Consider the following 20789-nt stretch of genomic DNA (forward strand, 5'->3'; position numbering starts at 1 on the left):
CGGACTCGCGCGGCTACTTTCGGTCAGCAAGGCGGAAGTGGATCGGCCGACCGGTACTCGGTGAACGGGATATTCGCCGAGTACGGGGTGATTCCGGGCGGGCGGCGCCGATCTTGCGGCACCATGTGCCCATGACCGAGCAACCCGAGCGCCTGGTCCTGGACTACGTCTCGCGGGTGGGGGAGGCCGCGTACGGGGCGATCCCCTCGCGGCGGCGGGTCGCCTTCCTCGCGGAGGTCCGGACCAGGGTGGACGAGGCCTGTGCGGCCGCCGGCGCGCGCAGCGCGGGCGAGGTGCGCCGGGTGCTGCGCGGCTTCGGCGCCCCGGAGGACGTGGTCGAGGCGGAGCTGTCCGCGCGGGCCGGGGAGGCGGGCGGCCCCGGGGGCGGCGGGCCGGACGGGGAGGGCGCGGGCGCGCCGAACGGGCGGGTCTACCGGCGCCGCGACCCGCCGCCGTGGCGCGGCGGTCCGGAGACCGGCTGGCTGGGATCGCAGGCCGGGACCGGCCGGGCGGTCGCGGTGGGGCCGGAGCGGGGCTCGCCCATCGTGACGACCAGGTCGCGGAGCACGGCCGGGCGGGCCGCCGGCACCGTCGGCGCGCTGCTGGCCCACCCGGCCGAGCTGACCGCGCTCCTGCTCCACCTGGCCGGGGCGGTCCTGGCCGCGGCCGCGCCGCTGTGGCCGGTCGCCGCCGTGATGGTGGGGCTGAGCCGGGTGTGGCGGCGCCGCGACAAATGGGTGCTGGTGGGCGGGCCGGTCGCGGCGACGGCGGTCGGCATGGCGCTGTGGCCGGGGGAGGCGCCCTATGTGGACCAGTACCTGCTCGGCTCGCTCGCCGAGACCGGTCTGATCGGCCTGCGGGCGGCGCTGGCGGGGTGCGCCGGCTACATGCTGCTCCGGATCGGCAAAGCGGCCGGAAAAGCCGCCGCGGAGAAGGCGGAGAACGGGGTCATGGACCGTTAAATCCTCTGGAATAACATCCTTGACCTGCACTTTCCTGGGCGTGTCGGAAGGGCGGCCCGGGTAAGCATGGTCGTGCGTCGCCGTTCCGGACAGCGGCTCCCGCGCGGACGGCGCGATCGGCGCCCGCCGTATTCGGGGCGCCGGGCAGGTCCGACGCCGCCCCGGCTCCGCCGGGTCCCGTCCCATCACTCCGCAACCAGCGGTGGCGGGGCGGCCGTCAGAGAGAGGCCCGGAAATCCGCTTCCGGGCCTCTCGCCCTGCCCGGGGCACTGGCCGGTTATGGCCGATGCGTTTATCCGCATTTGGCGGAATCGGCGGCGCGCTTCCCCTCGCCCGCCGAGTTCGGGGAGCACTAGCCTTGAAATCCCCTATGAAAAGATGGGTCTGCGGGATCTAGCGGACATTCGCCTAAGAACAGGGCGCCCCCCTCTCGGTCCCCCCACACCGTCTGGTCCTACGGCGAGAACGTGAGGTCACACGTGCCCACCGGCAAGGTCAAGTGGTACGACAACGACAAGGGATTCGGTTTTCTCACCCGCGACGACGGCGGTGAGGTCTTCGTGCACTCCTCGGCGCTGCCGGCCGGGACGCAGTCCCTGCGGGCCGGCCAGCGGGTGGAGTTCGGCGTGGTCGAGGGGCGCAAGGGCGCGCAGGCCCTGCAGGTGCGGCTGCTCGACGCCCCCCGGTCGGTGGCCAAGGCGCTGCGGAAGAAGCCCGACGAGATGGTCGTCATCGTCGAGGACCTGATCAAGCTGCTGGACGGGGTGTCCGGCTCCTACCGGAGGGGCAAGCACCCGGACCGCCGCGAGGCGGCCAAGATCGCGCAGGTCCTGCGGGTGGTCGCGGACGACCTGGAGGCCTGATCCCGGCCCGGCCCGCCGCCGCCCCGGTGAGCTGGGGCGGCGCGGTTCCGGCCGGACTCCGGAGTGACCCCTGACACAGGTGGGGCGCGCGGCCCGCCCGGGAAGCGCCCTACCTCCCCATTTCGACGTAACGGTCGTCTATCGAGTCGGTGTCGTGGTCTCGGTGGTGGCGGCGATCAGCGAAAATGGATGATGTGAGCCGTAGCCGTCGTACCCCCGCACCTGACAAGGCCAGCATGGAAGCGGTCGACCTCGCCCGCGAGGCCGCCGTCGAGATCGCGCGTCCGGAGTGGGTCGGTGAACACCTCTCCGCCTACGTCGAAGGCGACCGGGTGGTGACGCACCTGTTCGCGTGCCTGGACCCGGCCTACACCGGCTGGCGCTATGCCGTGACCGTGGTGCGCGCATCCCGCGCCAAGGTCGTGACGGTCAACGAGGCCGTGATGCTCCCCGGCAAGGAGGCGCTGCTGGCGCCGGACTGGGTGCCGTGGAAGGAGCGCCTGCGCCCCGGCGACGTCGGCGTCGGCGACCTGCTGCCCGCCGCGCCCGACGACGAGCGGCTGGAGCCCGGGTTCGGCCAGGTCTCCGAGGACGCCCTGGAAGAGGAGGGCGAGGACCGGCAGATGATCTGGGAGCTGGGCCTGGGCCGCAAGCGGGTGCTCTCCGAGGCGGGGCGCGAGTCCGCCGCCGAGCGCTGGTACAACGGCGAGGCCGGGCCGCGCAGCCCGATCGCGGCCGCCGCCCCCGGGCGCTGCGCCACCTGCGGTTTCATGACGCTCATGGCCGGCGGCTTCCGGCGCATGTTCGGTGTGTGCACCAACGAGTTCGCACCCGACGACGGCAAGGTCGTCTCCTTCGACCACGGCTGCGGCGCCCACTCCGAGGCGGTCCGCGAGCCGGTCCGCGCCGAGCGGGCCTCCGAGCCCGTGGTGGACGAGCTGGGCTACGATCACATCGTTTTCGACGATACGACCGAGCTGGAGCTGGTCTCCTCCGAGGGCTGACCGGGCGGGGGCCCGCCCGGAGGGAGCCGCATGCGCAGCAGCCTTTTCGACGAGGCCGCGGAGAACGACCGGCCGGGCATGTCCCTGCAGAACCGCAAGATGCTCCGGGTCCGCCTGGAGGGCGGCGAGTTCCACGCCCGGCAGGGGTCGATGGTCGCCTACCAGGGGCAGGTCGACTTCGCCTACAAGGGCTCCGGGGTGAAGCGGTTCCTGAAGAAGGCGTTCACCGGTGAGGGGCTGTCGCTGATGACGGTCTCCGGGGCCGGCGACGTGTTCCTCGCCCGGGACGCCTGGGACGTGCACCTGGTCGACCTGGAGGACGACTCGATCACGGTCAACGCGGAGAACGTGCTGGCCTTCGAGTCCGGCCTGGACTGGGACATCTCCCGGGTGGAGGGCGCCGGGATGGCCGCGGGCGGCCTGTTCAACACCGTGTTCACCGGGCGCGGCCGGATCGCCGTGGCCTGCCTGGGCGCCCCGGTGCTGATCGGCGTCGACCAGCCCACCTACGCCGACACCCAGTCCGTCGTCGCCTGGTCCACCTCGCTGCGCACCGGGGTGCGCCGCACCGCCAAGGCCGGCGCGCTGATCGGCCGGGGCAGCGGCGAGGCGTTCCAGATCGCCTTCGAGGGCGATGGCTTCGTCCTGGTGCAGGCCTCCGAGGGCCCGCCGCCGCAGCCCGCCCAGGGCTGACCCGCCGACCGGGCCGCTGCGCTCCGCCCGGCCCCATACCCGCCCGGTCCGGTCGCGCCCGCCTCATCGCGGGCCACGACGAGGCGGGCGCGGGGCCGGGGCTCTGGGCTCAACGAGGTGGGGGCGGGGTTCGGGTGCGGGGGGAGAGCGGCGGTGCCGGGGGCGACGGGGTCGGCCGAATCGGGGATGCGACGCGGCGGGGAACCCGCTCGGCGCCCCCTCCTCCGTCGCGTACCGTAGTCCCGCACCGATCCGGGAGGAGACCCCATGGACGCCCGAACCGCCGATCCGTACGGCACCGCCGGGCTGCGGCGGCGCGTGCTCGACGGCTGGTCCGCGTCGCCCTCCCGGTTCCGGGAGGACGCCAACGCCGAAGAGGACCACGCCCTCGGCGGGTACCGCGACCGCGCCGTCGTCGAGCTGGCCCAGAACGCCGCGGACGCCGCGCTGCGCGCCGGGGTCCCCGGCCGGCTGCTGCTCCGCCTGGACGGCGGCGCGTTCACCGCCGCCAACACCGGCGCCCCGCTCACCGCGGAGGGCGTGGAGTCGATGTCCACCCTGCGCGCCTCGGCCAAGCGCGGCGGGGACGGCGCGGCCCCGGTCGGCCGGTTCGGCGTCGGCTTCGCCTCGGTGGCCGCGCTCTCCGACGACGTCACCGCCGCCTCCCGGGACGGCGCGGTGCGGTGGAGCGCCGAGGCCGCCCGCGCCGAGATCGGCGCCGAGCTGCTGGACACCGGCCGGGCCGACCCCGGCCTCGCCGAGGAGCTGCACCGCCGGGGCGGCGCCCTCCCGCTGCTCCGGCTCCCGTTCCCCGCCGAGGCCGCCCCGGAGGTCCCGGACGGCTACGACACCGCCGTCACCCTGCTGCTCCGCGACGCCGAGGCCCGCGCCACCGTCGCCCGGCTGCTCGCCCAGACCGGCCCGGCGCTGCTGCTGGCGCTGCCCGCGCTGACCGAGGTGCGGATCGAGGCCCCCGGCGGGGAGCGGGTGCTCACCCGCGCCGACCGGCCCTCCACCGACCCCGACCTGCCCGGGGCGGAGGACGTGCTGATCAGCGCGGACGGCCCGGACGGGCCGAGCGGCACGCACTGGCGCACCCTCACCCGCACCGGCCGCTTCGCCCCCGGGCAGCTGGCCGACCGGCCGGTGGAGGAGCGGGACCGGCCGGACTGGACGCTGACCTGGGCGACCGCCCTCGACGCCGAAGGGCGCCCCGGCCTGCCGCCGGGCGTCCCCCGGGTGCTGCACGCCCCCACCCCCTCCGACACCCCGCTGGACCTGCCCGCGCTGCTCATCGCCTCGTTCCCGCTCACCCCGGACCGCCGCGGGGTCGCCCCCGGCCCCGCGGCCGACGCGCTGCTCGCCGAGGCCGCCGAGGCCTACGCCGAGCTGCTCTGCCGGCTGGCGCCGCATGCGGCGCTCGACCTGGTCCCGCAGCCGGTGCTGGGCGGCGGCGAGTTCGACGGCCGGTTCCGCGCGCTGGCCGGCGAACCGCTGCAGGACGCCCCGTTCCTGCGCACCGCGGGCGGCGAACCGGTCAGCCCGCGCGACGCGGTGCTGGTGGAGGGCGGCCCCGAGGTCGCGGAGGCGCTCGCCGGCGCGGTCCCGGCCGCGCTGCCCGGCGACGCCGACCCCGCCCACCCCGGCCTGGCCCGGCTCCGGGTGCGCCGGATCGGCCCGGCCGAGCTGGCCGACCTCCTCGCCGAACTGGACCGGGAGCCGGCCTGGTGGGCGCGGCTGTACGCGGCGCTGCGCGGCGCGGTCGCCGCCGGGGCCGACGCCGACGAGCTCGGCGCGCTGCCGGTGCCGCTGGCCGACGGCAGGACGGTGCGCGGCCCGCGCTCCCTGCTCATCCCCGGGCCCGGCGTCTTCGAGGCGCTGCCGGACCCGCGCGCGCCGGCCCCGCTCGGCCTGCGCATCGTGCACCCGGACGCGGCCGACCCGCTGCTGGTCCGGCTGGGCGCGGTGGAGGCCGGGCCGTTCGCGGTGCTCTCCGACGCGCAGACCCGGGCGGCGGTCCAGGGGTCGCTGGACGCCGAGGACCCGGACGCGATCGCCGCCCCGGTGCTCGCCCTGGCCGCGGCCTCCGGTGCGTCCACCGCGGACCTGCCCTGGCTGGCCGAGCTGGCGCTCCGCGACGACGAGGACGGCTACTCGGTCGCCGGCGAGCTGCTGCTGCCGGAGAGCCCGCTGCGCGAGGTGTTCACCGACGACGCCCCGTTCGGGCTGGTCGCGGGCGACCTGGTGGAGCGGTACGGGGCCCGGTTGCTCGCCGCGGTCGGCGTGCTGGACGGCTTCACCGTGGTCCGCGCCGAGGACGTGACGCTGGGCGAGGCCCTGGAGGAGGTCCTGGACGACCTCCCGCTGGACGGCCTGGAGGAGTGGGCCGAGGAGGTCGCCGCCCGGCTCGGCGACCCCGACCTGCCGCCGACCGTCCCCGAGCTGGTGGCAGTGGCCGACCTGGAGTTCGTCCGGGAGGACCGCTGGCCCCGGGCGCTGGAGCTGCTGGCCGGGGCCGGGACCCGCGCCGCGGTCACCGACCCGGCCCGGGTGCTGCTGGAGGGCGGCCGCTCGGCGGACGTCCCGTCCTACACCGCCTGGTGGCTGCGGACCGGGGCGCTGCTCGGCGGGGCGGCCCCGGGCGAGCTGCGGCTGCCCGACGCCGACCCGGTGCTGCACGGGCTGTACGAGCCCGCGCCGAAGGGCGTCGACGCGGCCCTGGCCCGCGCGATCGGCGTCCGCGGCGCCCTGGAGGACCTGCTCGCCGACCCGGACGGGCCGGACGACCTGCTGGACCGGCTGGCCGACCCGGAGCGCCGGATCGGCCACCGGGCGCTGCACCGGCTGTGGACCGCGCTGGCCGGGGCCGACCCGGACCGGGTGGAGCCGCCGGAGCGGGTGCGCGCGGTGCAGGGCGGCGCGATCGTCGTCGCCGACGCCGAGGACGCCCTGGTGGTGGACGCCCCCGACCTGCTGCCGCTGCTGGCCGACCGCCCGGTGCTGCTCCCGCCCGCCGGGCTGGCCGCCGCGCTGGCCGACGTCCTCGACCTGCCGCTGGCCGGCGAGGAGATCCCGGCGCCGGTCACCGCCCCCGGCGACGTCCGCCGGGTCCCCGACGAGGTCCGGCACTTCATCGACACCGACGCGCTGACCTACGTGCACCACGAGTCGATCGAGGCCGGCGGCGTCGGCCTGGAGTGGCGCCTCGCGGAGGGCGTGCCGCACGCCACCGGCCCCGAGGGCCTGGCCCGCGCCCTGTGCTGGAAGGCCGGCGCCTGGCACCGCCGCCACCTCGTCGCCCGCGTCCTCACCGACCCGGACCGCGCCCCGTTCCTGCTGGCCGAGGCCGACCTGGAGTGACGCCCAGCGCAGAAGGGGGTCAGCGGGCGACGCGGAAGAAGCCCTCGGCGATCAGGGAGCGGAGCACGTCGGGGAGGCGGCGGCGGAGTTCGGCCGGGTCCTCCTCGGTGAGCTGGGCGATGGCGTCGAGCAGCGGGCCGACCGGCATGGTGCCGTCGCAGACCCCGGCCAGCGCGGCCTCCACGGTGCCGACCTGGGCGGCGCGGCGCAGGCCGTTCTCCTGGCGGAGCACGATGCGCTGCGGGTCCGGCGCGCCGGGGGCGCCGATCCGCTCCTCGACGACGCCCGGGGCCAGCGCCACGTGCGCGGAGAGCAGCGCCGCGTCGGTGAGCCGGTGCGCGGTCATCGCGCCGTCGACCACGTCGGGGAGGTAGCCGCCGACCGGCTGGTCGATCTCGTGCCGGAGCTCCTCGACCCGGACCGCGGCGTCCTGGGCGGCGTCGTTGCGCAGGCAGATCCAGCCGAAGCCGATGCCCTCCACGCCCTCCCGCTCGAAGTACTCCAGCCAGGCGTCGTACCGGCGGGTGTACTCGGGGCCGCCCTGCTCGCAGGAGTCGCGCAGCCACAGCTCGACGTACTCGGCGGGGTCCTGGACGTCGCGCTGGACCACCCAGCCGGAGCAGCCCGCGCCGGCCACCCACTCGCCGACCCGGTCCCGCCAGTCCTCGCCGTCGACGTGCAGCCAGTTGCCGAGGAGCTGGCACCAGCCGCCGTCGGTGAGGTGCCGCGGGGCCTCGCGGACCAGCTCGGCGACGACCGCGTCGCCGGGCAGGTCGGACTCGCGGTAGGTGAAGTTCGCGGTCCCGGGGGTGATCACGAACGGCGGGTTGGACACGATCAGGTCGAACCGCTCGCCGGCCACCGGCTCGTACAGCGAGCCGCGGCGCACCGCCACGTTGCCCGCCCCGGAGAGCGCGGCGCTGATCTCGGCGAAGCGCAGCGCGCGCGGGTTGACGTCGGTCGCGCACACCTCGGCGGCGCGGCCGGACAGGTGCAGGGCCTGCACGCCGCAGCCGGTGCCCAGGTCCAGCGCGCGCTCGACCGGGCCGTCCACGATGAGCCGGGACAGGGTGGCGGACGCGCCGCCCGCGCCCACCACGTGGTCGGGCCGGGGCACGCCCTGGCCGGGCCGGACGGTGAGGTCGCTGACCACGTAGCCGGGCTCGCCGCCGTCCAGCTCCCAGGGGCCCAGGTGCACCAGGGCGCGGACGCCGCGGCCGTCCACCGCGAGCAGCCCCTCGGCGGCCAGCTCGTCGACGGGCAGCAGTGCGCGGGCGGCCTTCTCCTCGATCGGCTCCTGCAGCCACCACAGCCGGAGCAGCCGCCCCAGGCCCTCCTCGCCGCCGGTCGCGCGCAGCGCGGGCACCAGCTGCTCCCGGGCCAGGGCGCGGGCGGCGGTCCCGCCCAGGCGGTCGCGCACGCCGGCGACGGTGTAGTCGGCGTCGATCAGGATCCGGCGGAGCCGTTCGGCCAGCCGTCGCGGGAAGGGGCGGAGCGTTTCAGACACGGGCCCATTATCACGGAGAACCCGCCCGGTTCGGCTCATCCGCCGAGGCAGGCCGCGGCCCGCCCGGTCCCGGGCGATGGTCGTGGCGTTGCGGGGGCGGCAGAGCGCTCTGCCGCCCCCGCAACGCCACGACCATCAGGAGGAGGGCCGCTCGCCGGGGTCCGGCTCGCCGTCGGCCGCGGTGCGCTCGGCGGCGCGCTCGGCCTCGGCGCGGGCCCGCTTGTCCAGCAGGCGGGGGATGTAGAAGAAGGCGAAGACGCCGAGCACCATCCCGGTGGCGCACACCGCGACCCGCCACTGCTGGTCGGGGTCGAGGCCGTCGCCCCAGACCAGGACGGCCACCAGCGCCACGGCCCAGCCCAGGGTGCCCAGGGCGGTGGGGACGCGGTAGTCGAACTCCAGGACCTCGGGGTCGGGGCGTCGGGGTGTGCGCACGCCCCCAGGCTACTTCAGCGCGGTGCGGTGCGGCCGGGGCCGCGCGCCCCGCTGCGGGCGCCGGCGGGCCCTTCGTTTGTAGCTTCCTCCAAGTGGTGAGACGGGAAACATGTCCGGGTTTGTACGAATATGCAACTAACCTGGTCTCGTCCCTTAATTCGCACATGTCAGGGTCAGCCGAGTGAACGCAACGCCACAGTCCACCTCCGCCCCCGCGGCGCCCGCCGGCCTGCGCGGCCGGATCGACGCCTACTTCCGCGTCACCGCGCGCGGATCGAACTTCGCCCGGGAGATCCGCGGCGGCCTCGTGACCTTCTTCGCGATGGCCTACATCATCGTGCTCAACCCGCTGATCATCGGGACGGCGCCGGACGCCAACGGCGACGAGCTGGGCATCGCCCGGGTGGCGGCGACCACCGCCCTGGTCGGCGGGGTCATCTCGATCCTGATGGGCGTGGTCAGCCGCTACCCGTTCGCGGTGGCGGCCGGCATGGGCATCAACGTGATCGTCGCCTACACCCTGGCCCCCGAGATGACCTGGGCCGACGCCATGGGCCTGGTGGTCCTGGAGGGCATCGTGCTGATGGTCCTGGTGCTCACCGGGTTCCGCAACGCGGTGTTCCGCGCGGTGCCGGCCGGGCTGAAGAGCGCGATCGCGGTCGGCGTGGGCATGTTCCTCGCCTTCGTCGGGTTCGTGAACGCCGGCTTCATCCGGCGGGTCCCGGACGCGGCGGGCAGCACGGTCCCGGTCCAGCTCGGCTCCGGCCACCTGGACGGCTGGCCGATCCTGGTGTTCGTGCTCGGCCTGGCGCTGACCATCGCGCTGATCGTGCGCAAGGTGAAGGGCGCGATGCTGATCGGCATGGTCGCCGCCACCGCGGCCGCGATCGCGGTGGAGGCGTTCGCGAAGGTCGGCCCGTCGGTCGGCGCCGACGGCGAGCCCAATCCGACCGGCTGGTCGCTGACCGTGCCGACGCTGCCGTCCTCCCCGGGCGACGTGGTGGCGGTGCCCGACTTCGGGCTGGTCGGCCAGTTCAACCTGTTCGGCAGCTTCGCCAACATCGGCGTCATCGCCGTCGTCCTGCTGATCTTCACCCTGCTGCTGGCCGACTTCTTCGACACCATGGGGACCATGGTCGGCGTGGCCGAGCAGGGCAAGATGCTCGACTCCGACGGCAACCTGGACAACAGCCGCGAGGTCCTGGTCGTCGACGCGGTCGGCACCATGGCCGGCGGCGCCGCCTCGGCCTCGGTGAACACCGTCTTCGCCGAGTCGTCGGCGGGCGTCGCCGAAGGCGCACGGACCGGCATCGCGCCGATCGTCACCGGCCTGCTGTTCCTGGTGGCGACGCTGTTCGCGCCGCTGGTGGAGATCGTGCCGTTCGAGGCCGCCACCCCGGTGCTGATCATCGTCGGCTTCATGATGATGACCCAGGTGACCAAGATCGACTTCAGCGACCTGTCGCTGGGCGTCCCGGCGTTCATCACCATCGCCACCATGCCGTTCACCTACTCCATCGCCAACGGCATCGGCTTCGGCTTCATCGCCTACGCGTTGATCAAGGCGGTCCAGGGCCGCCCCCGCGAGGTGCACCCGCTGATGTGGATCGTCTCCGCGGCGTTCCTGGTCTTCTTCGCGCTGGAGCCGCTCAAGGCGCTTTTCGCAGGCTGAGGGCGCGAACCCGGATAGAGTGCCCTGTCCGCCCCTCCGGGCGGGCAGGGCACCGCCGTACCGCAGCGCGGCTCGTCCCCGCCGCGGCGGGGAATGGCGGGGTGCCGCCGTTTGTTAGCAAGGGTAATGAGTCGTGCTAATGAAGAATCCAGACCTCACCCCGCAGACCCGAACCGACGCCGGACTGGCGGCGGTGCTCCGCGTGGCCGTGGGCAGGCTCGCCCGGCGGCTCAGGGCGCAGCGCCCCGACGCGTCGCTCTCCCTGGGGCAGGGGGCCGTCCTGTTCGCCCTCGCCCGCCACGGCCAGATGACCCCGCGAGCCCTGGCCGACCACGAGAAGGTGCAGCCCCCCTCGATGACCAGGATCATCACCGCGCTGGAAGAGCGCGGCCTGGTCACCCGCACACCGCACCCGCAGGACCGGCGGCAGCAGCTGGTGGACCTGACCGAGGCGGGCCGCACCCTGGTCCGGGAGGACCAGCACCGGCGGGAGGCGTGGCTGGCCCGGAGGCTGGCCGAGCTGAGCCCGCAGGAGAAGGCGGTGCTGAGGGAGGCGGCGGAGATCCTGGATCGGCTGAGCCAGTCTTAACCGCCCCGCCCGACCCCGCCGACCAGGTCGCCGACGCACCGCCCGCGGCCGCACCGGAGACGGAGGCCCCGCACGACTCGGCCCCCGCCGCCCCGGAGCGGACCGGCGCGGCGGAGCGGACCGGCGCGGCGGACGGCGGGGCGTCGGGAGGCGGCGGCGCGGCGGACGCCGAGGGGGCCGGCGAAGCCGAGCGGCCCCGCCGGGGTCCGGCGATGTTCCGCTCCCTGGCCATCCGCAACTACCGCCTGTTCGCCGCCGGCCAGGTCGTCTCCAACACCGGCACCTGGATGCAGCGGGTCGCCCAGGACTGGCTGGTCCTCCAGATCAGCGGCGGCAGCGGCATCGCCCTGGGCGTCACCACCGCCCTGCAGTTCCTGCCCATGCTGCTGCTCGGCCTGTGGGGCGGCACCATCGTCGACCGCGCGAACAAGCGGCGGCTGCTCATCGCCACCCAGGCCGTGATGGGCGTGCTCGCCCTCGGCCTCGGCGTGCTGGCCACCGCCGGGCACGCCGAGGTCTGGCACGTCTACCTGTTCGCCTTCGGCCTCGGCCTGGTCACCGTGCTGGACAACCCGGCCCGGCAGACCTTCGTGGTGGAGATGGTCGGCCGCCGCGACCTGCCCAACGCGATCGCGCTGAACAGCGCCAGCTTCCAGCTGGGCCGGGTGGTCGGCCCCGCCGTCGCCGGCCTGCTCATCGCCGCGGTGGGCAGCGGCCCGGTCTTCCTCATCAACGCCTTCTCCTTCCTCGCGGTGCTCACCGGGCTGTGGCTGATGCGCCCCGGCGAGCTGCAGCCCACCGAGCCCGCCCCGCGCGCCAAGGGCCAGACGATGGAGGGCCTGCGCTACGTCGCCGGCCGCCCCGACCTGCTGCTCCTGCTGGTCATGACCGGGTTCCTGCAGATGTTCGGCTCCAACGTGCAGAACCAGATCGCGCTGATGACCAACAACGTGTTCACCGCGGGCGCGGCCGCGTTCGGCGTCGCCGCCGCGGCGCTGGCCGTCGGCGCGCTGGCCGGAGCGCTGCTCTCCGCCCGCCGGGACAGACCCCGGCTGCGCACCGTGCTGATCGGGGCGCTCGCCTTCGGCGCGGTCGAGTTCGCCTCCGCCTTCGCCCCCGGGTTCGCCTCCTTCACCCTGCTGCTGGTGCCGATGGGCATCGCCTTCCTCACCTTCACCGCGACCCAGAACGCCTTCTTCCAGCTCAGCGTGGACCCGCAGCTCCGCGGCCGGGTGATGAGCCTGTACATGCTGGTCTTCCTCGGCATGGCCCCGATCGGCGCGCCGATCGTCGGCGTGCTCGCGGACGCCTTCGGCCCCCGGGTCAGCCTCGCCACCGGCGGCGCGGTGACCATCGCGGTCACCCTCGCCGTCACCGCGCTGCTCGCCCGCCGGCTGGGCGCCCGGATCCGGCTGACCCCGCGCACCCGCCCGTTCCTGACCGTGGAGCGGGCCCGCACCGCCGCCGCGGAGGGTGCGGCCTGACCCGGCGGCGGTGCGGCGGCCCGTCCTGCCGCCGCACCGCCGCCGCACCGCCTTCCCCTCCGCGGCGGGGGCTGGCAGGCTGGCGGCACGGACACCGGTGCCGGGCCGGCCCGGCCCGCGGGAGCGGAGGTGGTGCGGAGTGCGGCTGTTCATCGCGGTCGACCCGCCCGAGGAGGTGCTCGACCAGGTGCAGGCCGCGGTGGACGGCGTGCGCCGCAAGGGCGACGGCCTGCGCTGGTCCGGGCGCCGGGACTGGCACATCACCGTGCACTTCCTGGGCGAGGTCGACGAGCGGAGGCGCCCCCGCCTGGAGGAGGCGTTCGCCGACGAGGCCGCCCGGCACGGCGGGCCGCGCATCGCGGTGCGCGGCGCCGGCACCTTCCCCGGCGACGACGCCCGCGCGGTGGTGCTCTGGGCCGGGGTGGAGGGCGGGACGGCGGCGCTCGGCCGGATCGCCGCCGGGCTGCGCCGGACCGCCCGCCGCTGCGGCGAGCGCGCCGAGCGCCGCCCCTACGTCCCGCACCTCACCCTGGCCCGCAGCCGCATCCCGGCCGACCTCACCGGCGCCCGCACCGCACTGGACGGCCTGGCCACCCCGTTCTGGCACGTCGGAGAGGTCCACCTGATCGAGAGCCGCCCCGGCGCGGACGAGGACCGCTACCGCACCATCGCCACCTGGCCCCTGGGCCCGAACTGACCCGGGTTCCACACCTGCCCCCGGTGCAGCGCCACCCCGTCGAGCCCCACCCCGCCCGCACCACAACCCCGGGCTCAACATCGCCGTAACAGCGGCGGGCCACCCCAAGATCAACAAGGCGGTGCGGGGCCCGCACCCCGGCCCCGGCTCCGGGCGGGGGAGAGGCAGGCCACGGTGCCCCGGGGCGCGGCCGGTCCGGGGCGGGGCGACAATGGGCAGGGAGGACGCGCCCCGCCGTCCGCCCCCACGTCCACCGCCGCGAACGAGGTCGGCCCATGAGCATGCTCACCAACAACCGCAAGCAGCGCTGGCTGCTGCCCACCGTGCTCGCGGTCATCATGCTGATCGTCATCGTCGGCTCTCTGCTGAGCTGACCAGCCGGGCCACCTCCGCCACCAGCGCCGCGTTGCCCTCGGCCTCCTCGCCCGCCGCGGTGCGCAGGGTGTCCTCCAGCCCGATCCGCACGTCGCGGCCGGCCGCCACCGCCGCCTCCAGCACCGGCCAGGCGGTGTCGTCCACCCCGTGCATCTGCCTCGGCAGGCCGATCCCGGCCCGGTCCAGCACCGCGTCGATCGCGGCCGCCTCCTCCAGGGCCGCGCCGATCGCGGCGTGCGCCGGCTCCACCAGTACCCCGGTGAACTCCGCCGCGAGCCCGGTGGCGGCCAGCAGCCGCGCCGAGGCCGCCGACTCCAGCCCGGCCTCCACCCCCACCCTGCGGTCCACCAGCAGCCGGGCCACCTCCACCGCGCCCGGCTCGTGCAGGTTCACCGTCGCCGTGTCCGGCAGCTCGCCCCAGCGCTGCACCAGGTCGTAGCGGAGCCAGGGGTCGGGCTGGGCGCTCAGCGCGGTCGTCACGCTGACCGGCACCCCGGGGATCTCCGCGCGCAGCCGCTCCAGCAGCGGGGTGAGCACCTGCGGGTCGAGCGCCTCGGACCCGTCCGCGGCGCGGGGGTGGACGTGCACCGCGTCCGCGCCCGCGGCCACCGCGGCGGCCGCGTCCCGGGCCACCTGCTCGGCCGAGACCGGCAGCGCCGGGTGCGCCCCGGGGCGGCGGTCCCCGTTCAGGCAGGCGGTGATCCTCATCGCCGGCTCCTCTCTGCCGAGGGGCCGGGCCGTCGGCCCCGCGGTACGGCAGAGCATGCCCGCCCCGGGGGCCCGAATCACCCGCGGACCCGGCGCGGCCGGGCTGATGGCAGGATGGCGGCCATGACCAAGCCCGCCGCCCTCGCGCTCGCCGTCCTGCTCGCCCTGGCGCCGGCGGCCCCGGCGTCGGCGTCGGCCGCACCGAGCCCCGAGCCGAGCGGCACCGGGAGCGTCCCGGAGGGCTCCGAGATCCTGTTCCGCCTCACCGACCCGAGGATCACCGAGTCCAGCGGCCTGGCCGCCTCCTCCCGGCACGAGGGGGTGTACTGGACGCACAACGACAGCGGGGAGCACGCGCCGGAGGTCTACGCGGTCGACGGGGACGGCACCGTCCTCGCCACCGTCACCCTCTCCGGGGACGGCGTCGAGCTGCGCGACTGGGAGGCCGTCGCGCTCGGCACCGACGAGGCCGGAGAGCCGGCGGTCTACGTCGGCGACATCGGCGACAACTTCCAGGGCGGCTGGCCGAACGTGCGGGTCTACCGGTTCACCGAGCCGGCCGACCTGGCCGACGCCACCGTGGAGGCGGAGGCGTTCACCTTCACCTACGCCGACGGCGGCCGGGACGCCGAGGCGATGATGGTCGATCCCCGGGACGGCCGGCTCTACATCATCAGCAAGGAGATCGCCGGCGGCGTCTACGCGGCCCCCGAGGAGCTCGACCCGGACGCGGAGAACACCCTGGAGCGGGTCGACTCCGCGCCGCTGTACGCCACCGACGCCTCGTTCTCACCGGACGGCTCGTACTACGCGGTCCGCACCTACTGGGGCGCCACCTTCTACGACGCCGCGGACGGCGTCCCCGGGCGCAGCGCGGGCCGGATCGGCCTGCCCGAGACCGACCAGGGCGAGTCGCTCGCCTTCACCGCGGACGGCTCGGCGGTACTGGCCGGCACCGAGGGCCCGGAGAGCCCGGTGTGGCGGGTGCCGGTCCCCGACCACATCGCCGAGGGCGCCGGGGAGCAGCCGCCGTCCCCGGACCCCTCCGCCGCCGAGGAGGGGGAGGAGCAGGCCGGCTCCGGCCCGAGCGCGACCGCCCTCATCCTCACCGGGGCCGGGGTCGCCGCCGCGGTCATCATCGGCATCGTCCTGCTGGTCCGCAGGTCCTGACCGGGCTCAGCGGGTGGGAAAATCAGGCGAGCCCCCAGTCGGGACCGGGGAAGCGCTCGGTGTCGATCTCGGCGCCGATCGGCTCGGGCAGGTACACCTTCTCACCGAAGGGGACGGTCGAGTGCCTGCGGTAGAACCCGTCCTCGGGCTGCTCGTAGAGCGTCACGCTGGGGCCTCCCGCGGACCAGCGGTCGACGAGGAGGTAGAGCGGGACCTTTCCGTGGGCGTAGCCCCAGAGCTTCTTCTTCCGGTCGTTCTCCGCGTTCCCCTTCGAGACGATCTCGACCACGAGGCGGGCTTCTTCGGCGGGATTGGGTGTTTTCTCGGGGTCCGAGACGATCTCGTCCGGCATGACCACCACATCGGGCACGTAGAGATCGTCGATCTTGCCGATGTGCACCCCGAGCGTCTGGTAAACGCCCCACTCATCAGGGACATGCCCGGCGAGCCTCTTGTGGATCCGGTTCGCGATGAGGTTGTGCGGGTCTGACGGGGGCGCCATGAGCCTGATGTCTCCACCGATGATCTCGGCCCGCCAGCCGTCGGGCACGTCCAGCTCTCGCCAGGTGCGCAGCAGCAGCTCGAACTGGGCGTCGTCCCGGTCGGAAACAGGCTCGGGTTCGGCCATCAAGAGACTCATTTCGCCGCTCACCTCCGGGCAGGAGATTAGGCCAGGGGCAGGATCTCCTGTCCGCCCTTTCTCTGAAGAGCATACGGGGCGCGGTGTACGGATTCCCGTCGATTCAGGTCGGTCCGGTCCTGCGCCCGGCGGACAGGGAAGCCGTGCCGCCGTGTCCCCTATCGGCCTGGAATTCCAGGCCGGGCGGAGCCGTGCGGCCGCCCTCAGCCGCCCCGGGCCTCCTCGAAGATCTCGCGGGCCAGGTAGGCGTGGCGGGAGTGGTCGGTGAAGACGCCGTCCACGCCGGCGGCGAAGAAGGCCTCGTACTCGGCGGCGAACGAGCCGTAGCCGGCCGGGTCGTCGCCGGAGCGAAGGTCGGCGGGGAGGAAGCGGTTCTCGCTGCGGAAGGTGTAGGGGTGCACCAGCAGGCCGGCCCCGTGCGCGGCCTCGACCAGGCCGGTGGGGTCGGCCAGGGTCCCGTCCTCGGCGCGCGGGATCACCAGCTCCTTGGCGGGGCCGATGGCCTGGGCGAACTCCGCGGCCTCGGTGAGCCCCTCCGGGGTGGTGAACCGGGTCTCGCCGGAGTCCAGCAGCAGCACCCGCGGGACCTCCAGCGGGGCCAGCTTCCGCAGGCTCTCCGCCTCGAAGGACTGCAGGAAGACCGGGACCTCCGGCTCCGGGCCGGCGAGACCGGCGGCGCGCAGCGCCGCGATCAGCGGCGGCTCCAGCTCCAGGCCCTGCGCCTCGTGGTAGGCCGGGTGCTTGGTCTCCGGATAGACGCCGATCGGGCGGCCCAGCTCCGCGGTGAGCTCGCGGGCCAGCTCGACGATCTCGTCCAGGGTGGGGATCTCGTACTCGCCGTCGTAGGAGGCGTTCTCCGGCCGCACGTCCGGGATGCGCTCGGTGGCGCGCAGCGTCTTCAGCTCGGCCAGGGTGAAGTCCTGCGCGAACCACCCGGTGTGCTCGGTGCCGTCGATGGTGCGCGTGGTGCGCCGGTCGGCGAACTCCGGGCGGCCGGCGACGTCGGTGGTGCCGCCGATCTCCGGCTCGTGCCGGGCGACCAGGACGCCGTCGGCGGTGGCCACCAGGTCCGTCTCGATGAAGTCGCCGCCGTACCGGGCGCCCAGCCGGTAGGAGGCCAGGGTGTGCTCGGGCCGGTGCCCGGACGCCCCCCGGTGCGAGATGACCGTGATCGCGTGGCCCCGCTTGTTCCTGCGCACGTACCTGCTCCGCCCTTGCGAACCCCGTGGCGGACCCGGTGCGGGCCCGCGCTGACCTGGTGGCCGGCCCGTACCGCGACCGGGCCGGCCACCATGTCTATCCGCTCGGCGGCGCCGGAGCCAACTCGCTCAGGAGAGCTTGCCGACCACGTGGTCGATGCAGGCGGTGAGCGCCTGCACGTCGGCCGGCTCGATCGCCGGGAACAGGCCGATGCGCAGCTGGTTGCGGCCCAGCTTGCGGTAGGGCTCGGTGTCCACCACGCCGTTGGCGCGCAGCGCCGCGGCCACGGCGGCGGCGTCCACCGCGTCGTCGAAGTCGATGGTGCCCACGACCTGGGAGCGCTGCGCCGGGTCGGCCACGAACGGGGTGGCGAACGCCGACTTCTCCGCCCAGGTGTAGAGGGTCTGCGAGGACTCGGCGGTGCGCCGCACCGCCCAGTCCAGGCCGCCCTGCCCGTTGATCCACTCGATCTGCTCGGCGAGCAGCAGCAGGGTGCCCACGGCCGGGGTGTTGTAGGTCTGGTCCTTGCGCGAGTTGTCGATCGCGGTGGGCAGCGAGAAGAACTCCGGCACGTAGCGGCCGGAGGCGGCGATCTCCGCGGCCCGCTCCAGCGCCCGCGGGGACATGACCGCGATCCACAGCCCGCCGTCGGCGGCGAAGCTCTTCTGCGGGGCGAAGTAGTAGACGTCGGTCTCGGCGATGTCCACCGGCAGGCCGCCGGCGCCGCTGGTGGCGTCCACCAGGACCAGCGCGTCGTCCGCGGCGCCCTGCGGGCGGCGGATCGGCATCGCCACGCCGGTGGAGGTCTCGTTGTGGGTGAGCGCGTAGGAGTCCACGCCGTCCTCGGCGCGGGCCTCGCCGTGCGTGCCCGGGGCGGTCTCGATCACGGTCGGCTCGGCCAGCCACGGGGCGCCCTTGGCGACCTTGGCGAACTTGGCGGAGAACTCGCCGAAGGCGAGGTGCTGGGACTTCTCCCGGACCAGGCCGTGCGCGGCGATGTCCCAGAAGGCGGTGGTGCCGCCGTTGCCGAGCACCACCTCGTACCCCTCGGGCAGCGGGAAAAGCGAGGCGAGGCCGGAGCGGACCCGGCCCACGAGGGACTTGACCGGCTTCTTGCGGTGGGAGGTCCCGAAGTAGGCGGAACCGGAGTCGGCGAGGGCCTTCAGCTGTTCGGGGCGGACCTTGGAGGGGCCGCATCCGAAGCGGCCGTCGGCGGGCAGCAGGTCGGCGGGGATCTGAATGTCGCTCACCCCGGACATGGTAGTGGCGGGCGCCGCGCCGCCGCAGGTGAGGGGGGACTTTTCCGCTCTTTTCGAATTCCCCGCAGGACCCGCGGCCGAATGTGACGATCCGTCGGCGAATGTGAATTCCTGTTAATCTCGGGCGCCCTTCCGGAACCGCTTCCGGGCCCCTTCCCGGGGCGCCCCCGCGGCGCCGGGGGGCGGCGGTCAGACCCCCTGGGCGAGCGCCGCCCCGGCGCCGGGGACCTCCGACAGCGGGCGCTCGGCCGGGCCGGTGTAGTCGGCGCTGGGGCGGACCAGGCGGCCGGTGAGCCTCTGCTCCAGCACGTGCGCCGACCACCCGGCTGTGCGGGCCGCGGTGAACATCGGGGTGAACAGGTCCGCGGGCACCTCCGCGAAGTCCAGCAGCACCGCCGCCCAGTACTCCACGTTGGTGGCCAGCACCCGGTCCGGCTTGCGGGCCTCCAGCTCCTCCAGGGCCGCGGCCTCCAGCGCGGCCGCCGCCTCGTAGCGGGGCGCGCCCAGCTCGCGGGCGACCCGGCGGAGCACCCGGGCGCGCGGGTCCTCGGCCCGGTACACCCGGTGGCCGAAGCCCATCAGCCGCTCGCCCCGGTCCAGCACCCCGGTGACGTAGCCGCGCGCGTCGCCCAGCCGCTCGGTCTCGTCCAGCATGTGCAGCACCCGGGCCGGGGCGCCGCCGTGCAGCGGCCCGGAGAGCGCGCCCACCGCGCCGGACAGCGCCGCGGCGGCGTCCGCACCGGTGGAGGCGATCACCCGGGCGGTGAAGGTGGAGGCGTTCATGCCGTGCTCGGCCGCCGAGGTCCAGTAGGCGTCGACCGCCCGCACGTGCGCCGGGTCCGGCTCGCCGCGCAGCCGGACCATGAACCGCTCCGCCGCGGTGCGGCCCTCGGCCACCCGCTCCTCGGGCACCGCGGTGCGGCCCGCCTCGGCGCGCGCCGCCGCGGCGATGACCGCCAGCGCGGTCGCCGAGACCCGGGCGATGTCCTCGCGGGCCTGGGCGCCGTCCACGTCCAGCAGCGGCTTCAGGCCCATCCGCGGGGCGAAGGCGGCGATGCCGGCCTGCACGTCCACCCGGACGTCGCCGGTGCGCACCGGGCCGGGCACCGGGTCGGCCGTGGGAAGGCCCGGATCCAGCGCCCCGTCGACGAGCAGCCCCCAGACCCTGCCGTACTCCACCTTCCCGACCAGCTCCTCGATGTCCACGCCCCGGTAGCGCAGCGCACCGCCCTCCCGGTCGGGCTCGGCGATCTCGGTCCGGAAGGCCGTGACTCCTTCGAGTCCGGGAGTGAACTCCGGCATGACGGCTCCCTCCGCAGGTCGTGACGTCGGCGCCGCGGCGGGCCGCCCGGCCGTGCGGCCGAGCGCACCCGCGGCGGCTGGCGCTAACCTCCGAGGACGTGTGAGGATGCACCCTTGTGAGTCATTCTGACCCTGCTGAGCTGCGGGAACCCTATTCCGGCGCGCCACTTCGCCGAGCCGGGCTGCCCGCCCACCCGCTGGACCTGTTCGACGCCTGGTTCGACGAGGCGGCCGCCGCGGGCCTGGCGGAGCCCAACGCCATGGTGCTGAGCACCGTGGACCCGGACGGGGCGCCGCGCTCCCGGACCGTGCTGCTCAAGGGATTCGACCGGAGCGGCCTGAGGTTCTTCACCAACTACCGGTCCCGCAAGGGCCGGGCGCTGCTCGCCGAGCCGCGCGCGTCCGCGCTCTTCCCCTGGCACGCGGTGCGCCGCCAGGTGATCGTGGCCGGGCGCGCCGAGCCGCTGAGCGACGCGGAGAACGACCGGTACTTCCGGTCCCGCCCGCGCGGCTCGCAGATCGGCGCCTGGGCCAGCGAGCACCAGTCCTCCCCGGTCGCCGAGCGGTCCCTGCTGGACGAGCGGTACGCGCACTGGGAGCGGTTCTGGGAGGGCGAGGCGGAGGTGCCCCGCCCGGACTACTGGGGCGGGTTCCGGATCGTCCCCGCCGAGGTGGAGTTCTGGCAGGGCGGCACCGACCGGATGCACGACCGGTTCCGCTACCGGCCGTCCGGCTCCGGCGCGCCCGACGGGGGCTGGGAGATCGACCGGCTGGCCCCCTGACCCGGTGGTCCGCGCGCCCGGCGGGGCCGGGAGATCGACCGGCCGGCCCCCTGACCCGGTGGTCCGCGCGCCCGGCGGGGCCGGGAG

The 20789-nt window shown here is 75.2% G+C and carries 18 protein-coding genes; 11 read left to right on the forward strand and 7 right to left on the reverse strand.

The genetic code is table 11. From position 1 onward, the window contains the following. Positions 1–131: 131 nt before the first annotated feature. From D459_RS30870 to D459_RS0105670, 5 genes are all read left to right on the forward strand, one after another. On the forward strand, positions 132–962 hold the full coding sequence (locus D459_RS30870) for a hypothetical protein (RefSeq protein WP_051065320.1): 831 nt from the start codon (positions 132–134) through the stop codon (positions 960–962). 479 nt (positions 963–1441) lie between these two features. Then, entirely contained in the window at positions 1442–1825 is a 384-nt protein-coding gene (locus D459_RS0105655; RefSeq protein ID WP_017592024.1) for a cold-shock protein, read from the forward strand. 236 nt (positions 1826–2061) lie between these two features. Continuing rightward, positions 2062–2829 (forward strand): DUF3027 domain-containing protein, encoded by a 768-nt coding sequence (locus D459_RS0105660; RefSeq protein ID WP_017592025.1) that lies wholly within the window; start codon positions 2062–2064, stop codon positions 2827–2829. Between the two features lie 30 nt (positions 2830–2859). Continuing rightward, a complete protein-coding gene (locus tag D459_RS0105665) occupies positions 2860–3522 on the forward strand; it encodes an AIM24 family protein (RefSeq protein WP_017592026.1) in 663 nt (220 codons plus the stop codon). Between the two features lie 267 nt (positions 3523–3789). Further along, positions 3790–6882 (forward strand): sacsin N-terminal ATP-binding-like domain-containing protein, encoded by a 3093-nt coding sequence (locus tag D459_RS0105670; protein WP_017592027.1) that lies wholly within the window; start codon positions 3790–3792, stop codon positions 6880–6882. Between the two features lie 19 nt (positions 6883–6901). On the opposite strand, the gene D459_RS0105675 is transcribed toward D459_RS0105670, so the two are convergent. Beyond that, a complete protein-coding gene (locus D459_RS0105675) occupies positions 6902–8389 on the reverse strand; it encodes a N5-glutamine methyltransferase family protein (RefSeq protein ID WP_017592028.1) in 1488 nt (495 codons plus the stop codon). A 135-nt stretch (positions 8390–8524) separates the two neighbouring features. Continuing rightward, positions 8525–8824, reverse strand: coding sequence for a hypothetical protein (locus D459_RS0105680; RefSeq protein ID WP_017592029.1), 300 nt, complete (start codon positions 8822–8824; stop codon positions 8525–8527). A 181-nt stretch (positions 8825–9005) separates the two neighbouring features. Between D459_RS0105680 and D459_RS0105685 the strand changes: the two genes are divergently transcribed. From D459_RS0105685 to thpR, 4 genes are all read left to right on the forward strand, one after another. After that, positions 9006–10496, forward strand: a complete 1491-nt coding sequence (locus D459_RS0105685; protein ID WP_017592030.1) for an NCS2 family permease — start codon at positions 9006–9008, stop codon at positions 10494–10496. A 139-nt stretch (positions 10497–10635) separates the two neighbouring features. After that, complete coding sequence (locus D459_RS0105690) at positions 10636–11085, forward strand: MarR family winged helix-turn-helix transcriptional regulator (protein ID WP_017592031.1); 450 nt, start codon at positions 10636–10638, stop codon at positions 11083–11085. A gap of 212 nt (positions 11086–11297) precedes the next feature. Beyond that, positions 11298–12569 carry an MFS transporter gene (locus tag D459_RS0105695; RefSeq protein WP_017592032.1) on the forward strand — a complete coding sequence of 424 codons (1272 nt, stop codon included), beginning with the start codon at positions 11298–11300 and terminating at the stop codon, positions 12567–12569. Positions 12570–12708: 139 nt separating this feature from the next. Beyond that, positions 12709–13266, forward strand: coding sequence for an RNA 2',3'-cyclic phosphodiesterase (thpR, locus tag D459_RS0105700; protein WP_017592033.1), 558 nt, complete (start codon positions 12709–12711; stop codon positions 13264–13266). Positions 13267–13614: 348 nt separating this feature from the next. Here the strand turns inward: thpR and D459_RS0105710 are convergent, their stop codons facing one another. Further along, complete coding sequence (locus tag D459_RS0105710) at positions 13615–14349, reverse strand: 3-keto-5-aminohexanoate cleavage protein (protein ID WP_017592035.1); 735 nt, start codon at positions 14347–14349, stop codon at positions 13615–13617. Positions 14350–14472: 123 nt separating this feature from the next. Between D459_RS0105710 and D459_RS0105715 the strand changes: the two genes are divergently transcribed. Then, positions 14473–15519, forward strand: a complete 1047-nt coding sequence (locus D459_RS0105715; RefSeq protein WP_017592036.1) for an SdiA-regulated/phytase-like domain-containing protein — start codon at positions 14473–14475, stop codon at positions 15517–15519. Between the two features lie 22 nt (positions 15520–15541). Here D459_RS0105715 and D459_RS0105720 read toward each other — a convergent pair whose 3' ends face one another. From D459_RS0105720 to D459_RS0105735, 4 genes are all read right to left on the reverse strand, one after another. Continuing rightward, entirely contained in the window at positions 15542–16147 is a 606-nt protein-coding gene (locus tag D459_RS0105720) for a Uma2 family endonuclease (RefSeq protein WP_017592037.1), read from the reverse strand. 215 nt (positions 16148–16362) lie between these two features. Next, positions 16363–17358, reverse strand: a complete 996-nt coding sequence (locus D459_RS0105725) for a glycerophosphodiester phosphodiesterase family protein (protein ID WP_017592038.1) — start codon at positions 17356–17358, stop codon at positions 16363–16365. A 129-nt stretch (positions 17359–17487) separates the two neighbouring features. Then, positions 17488–18618, reverse strand: coding sequence for a phosphoserine transaminase (gene serC, locus D459_RS0105730; protein WP_017592039.1), 1131 nt, complete (start codon positions 18616–18618; stop codon positions 17488–17490). Between the two features lie 189 nt (positions 18619–18807). Further along, the gene (locus D459_RS0105735) at positions 18808–19920 is read right to left on the reverse strand and encodes a citrate synthase 2 (protein WP_017592040.1); all 1113 of its coding nucleotides are present in this window, start codon (positions 19918–19920) and stop codon (positions 18808–18810) included. A gap of 116 nt (positions 19921–20036) precedes the next feature. Between D459_RS0105735 and pdxH the strand changes: the two genes are divergently transcribed. Further along, positions 20037–20702 carry a pyridoxamine 5'-phosphate oxidase gene (gene pdxH / locus D459_RS0105740; RefSeq protein ID WP_017592041.1) on the forward strand — a complete coding sequence of 222 codons (666 nt, stop codon included), beginning with the start codon at positions 20037–20039 and terminating at the stop codon, positions 20700–20702. Positions 20703–20789: the final 87 nt, after the last annotated feature.

Origin of the sequence: Nocardiopsis potens DSM 45234, assembly GCF_000341105.1 — a bacterium.
Classification (GTDB): domain Bacteria; phylum Actinomycetota; class Actinomycetes; order Streptosporangiales; family Streptosporangiaceae; genus Nocardiopsis_A; species Nocardiopsis_A potens.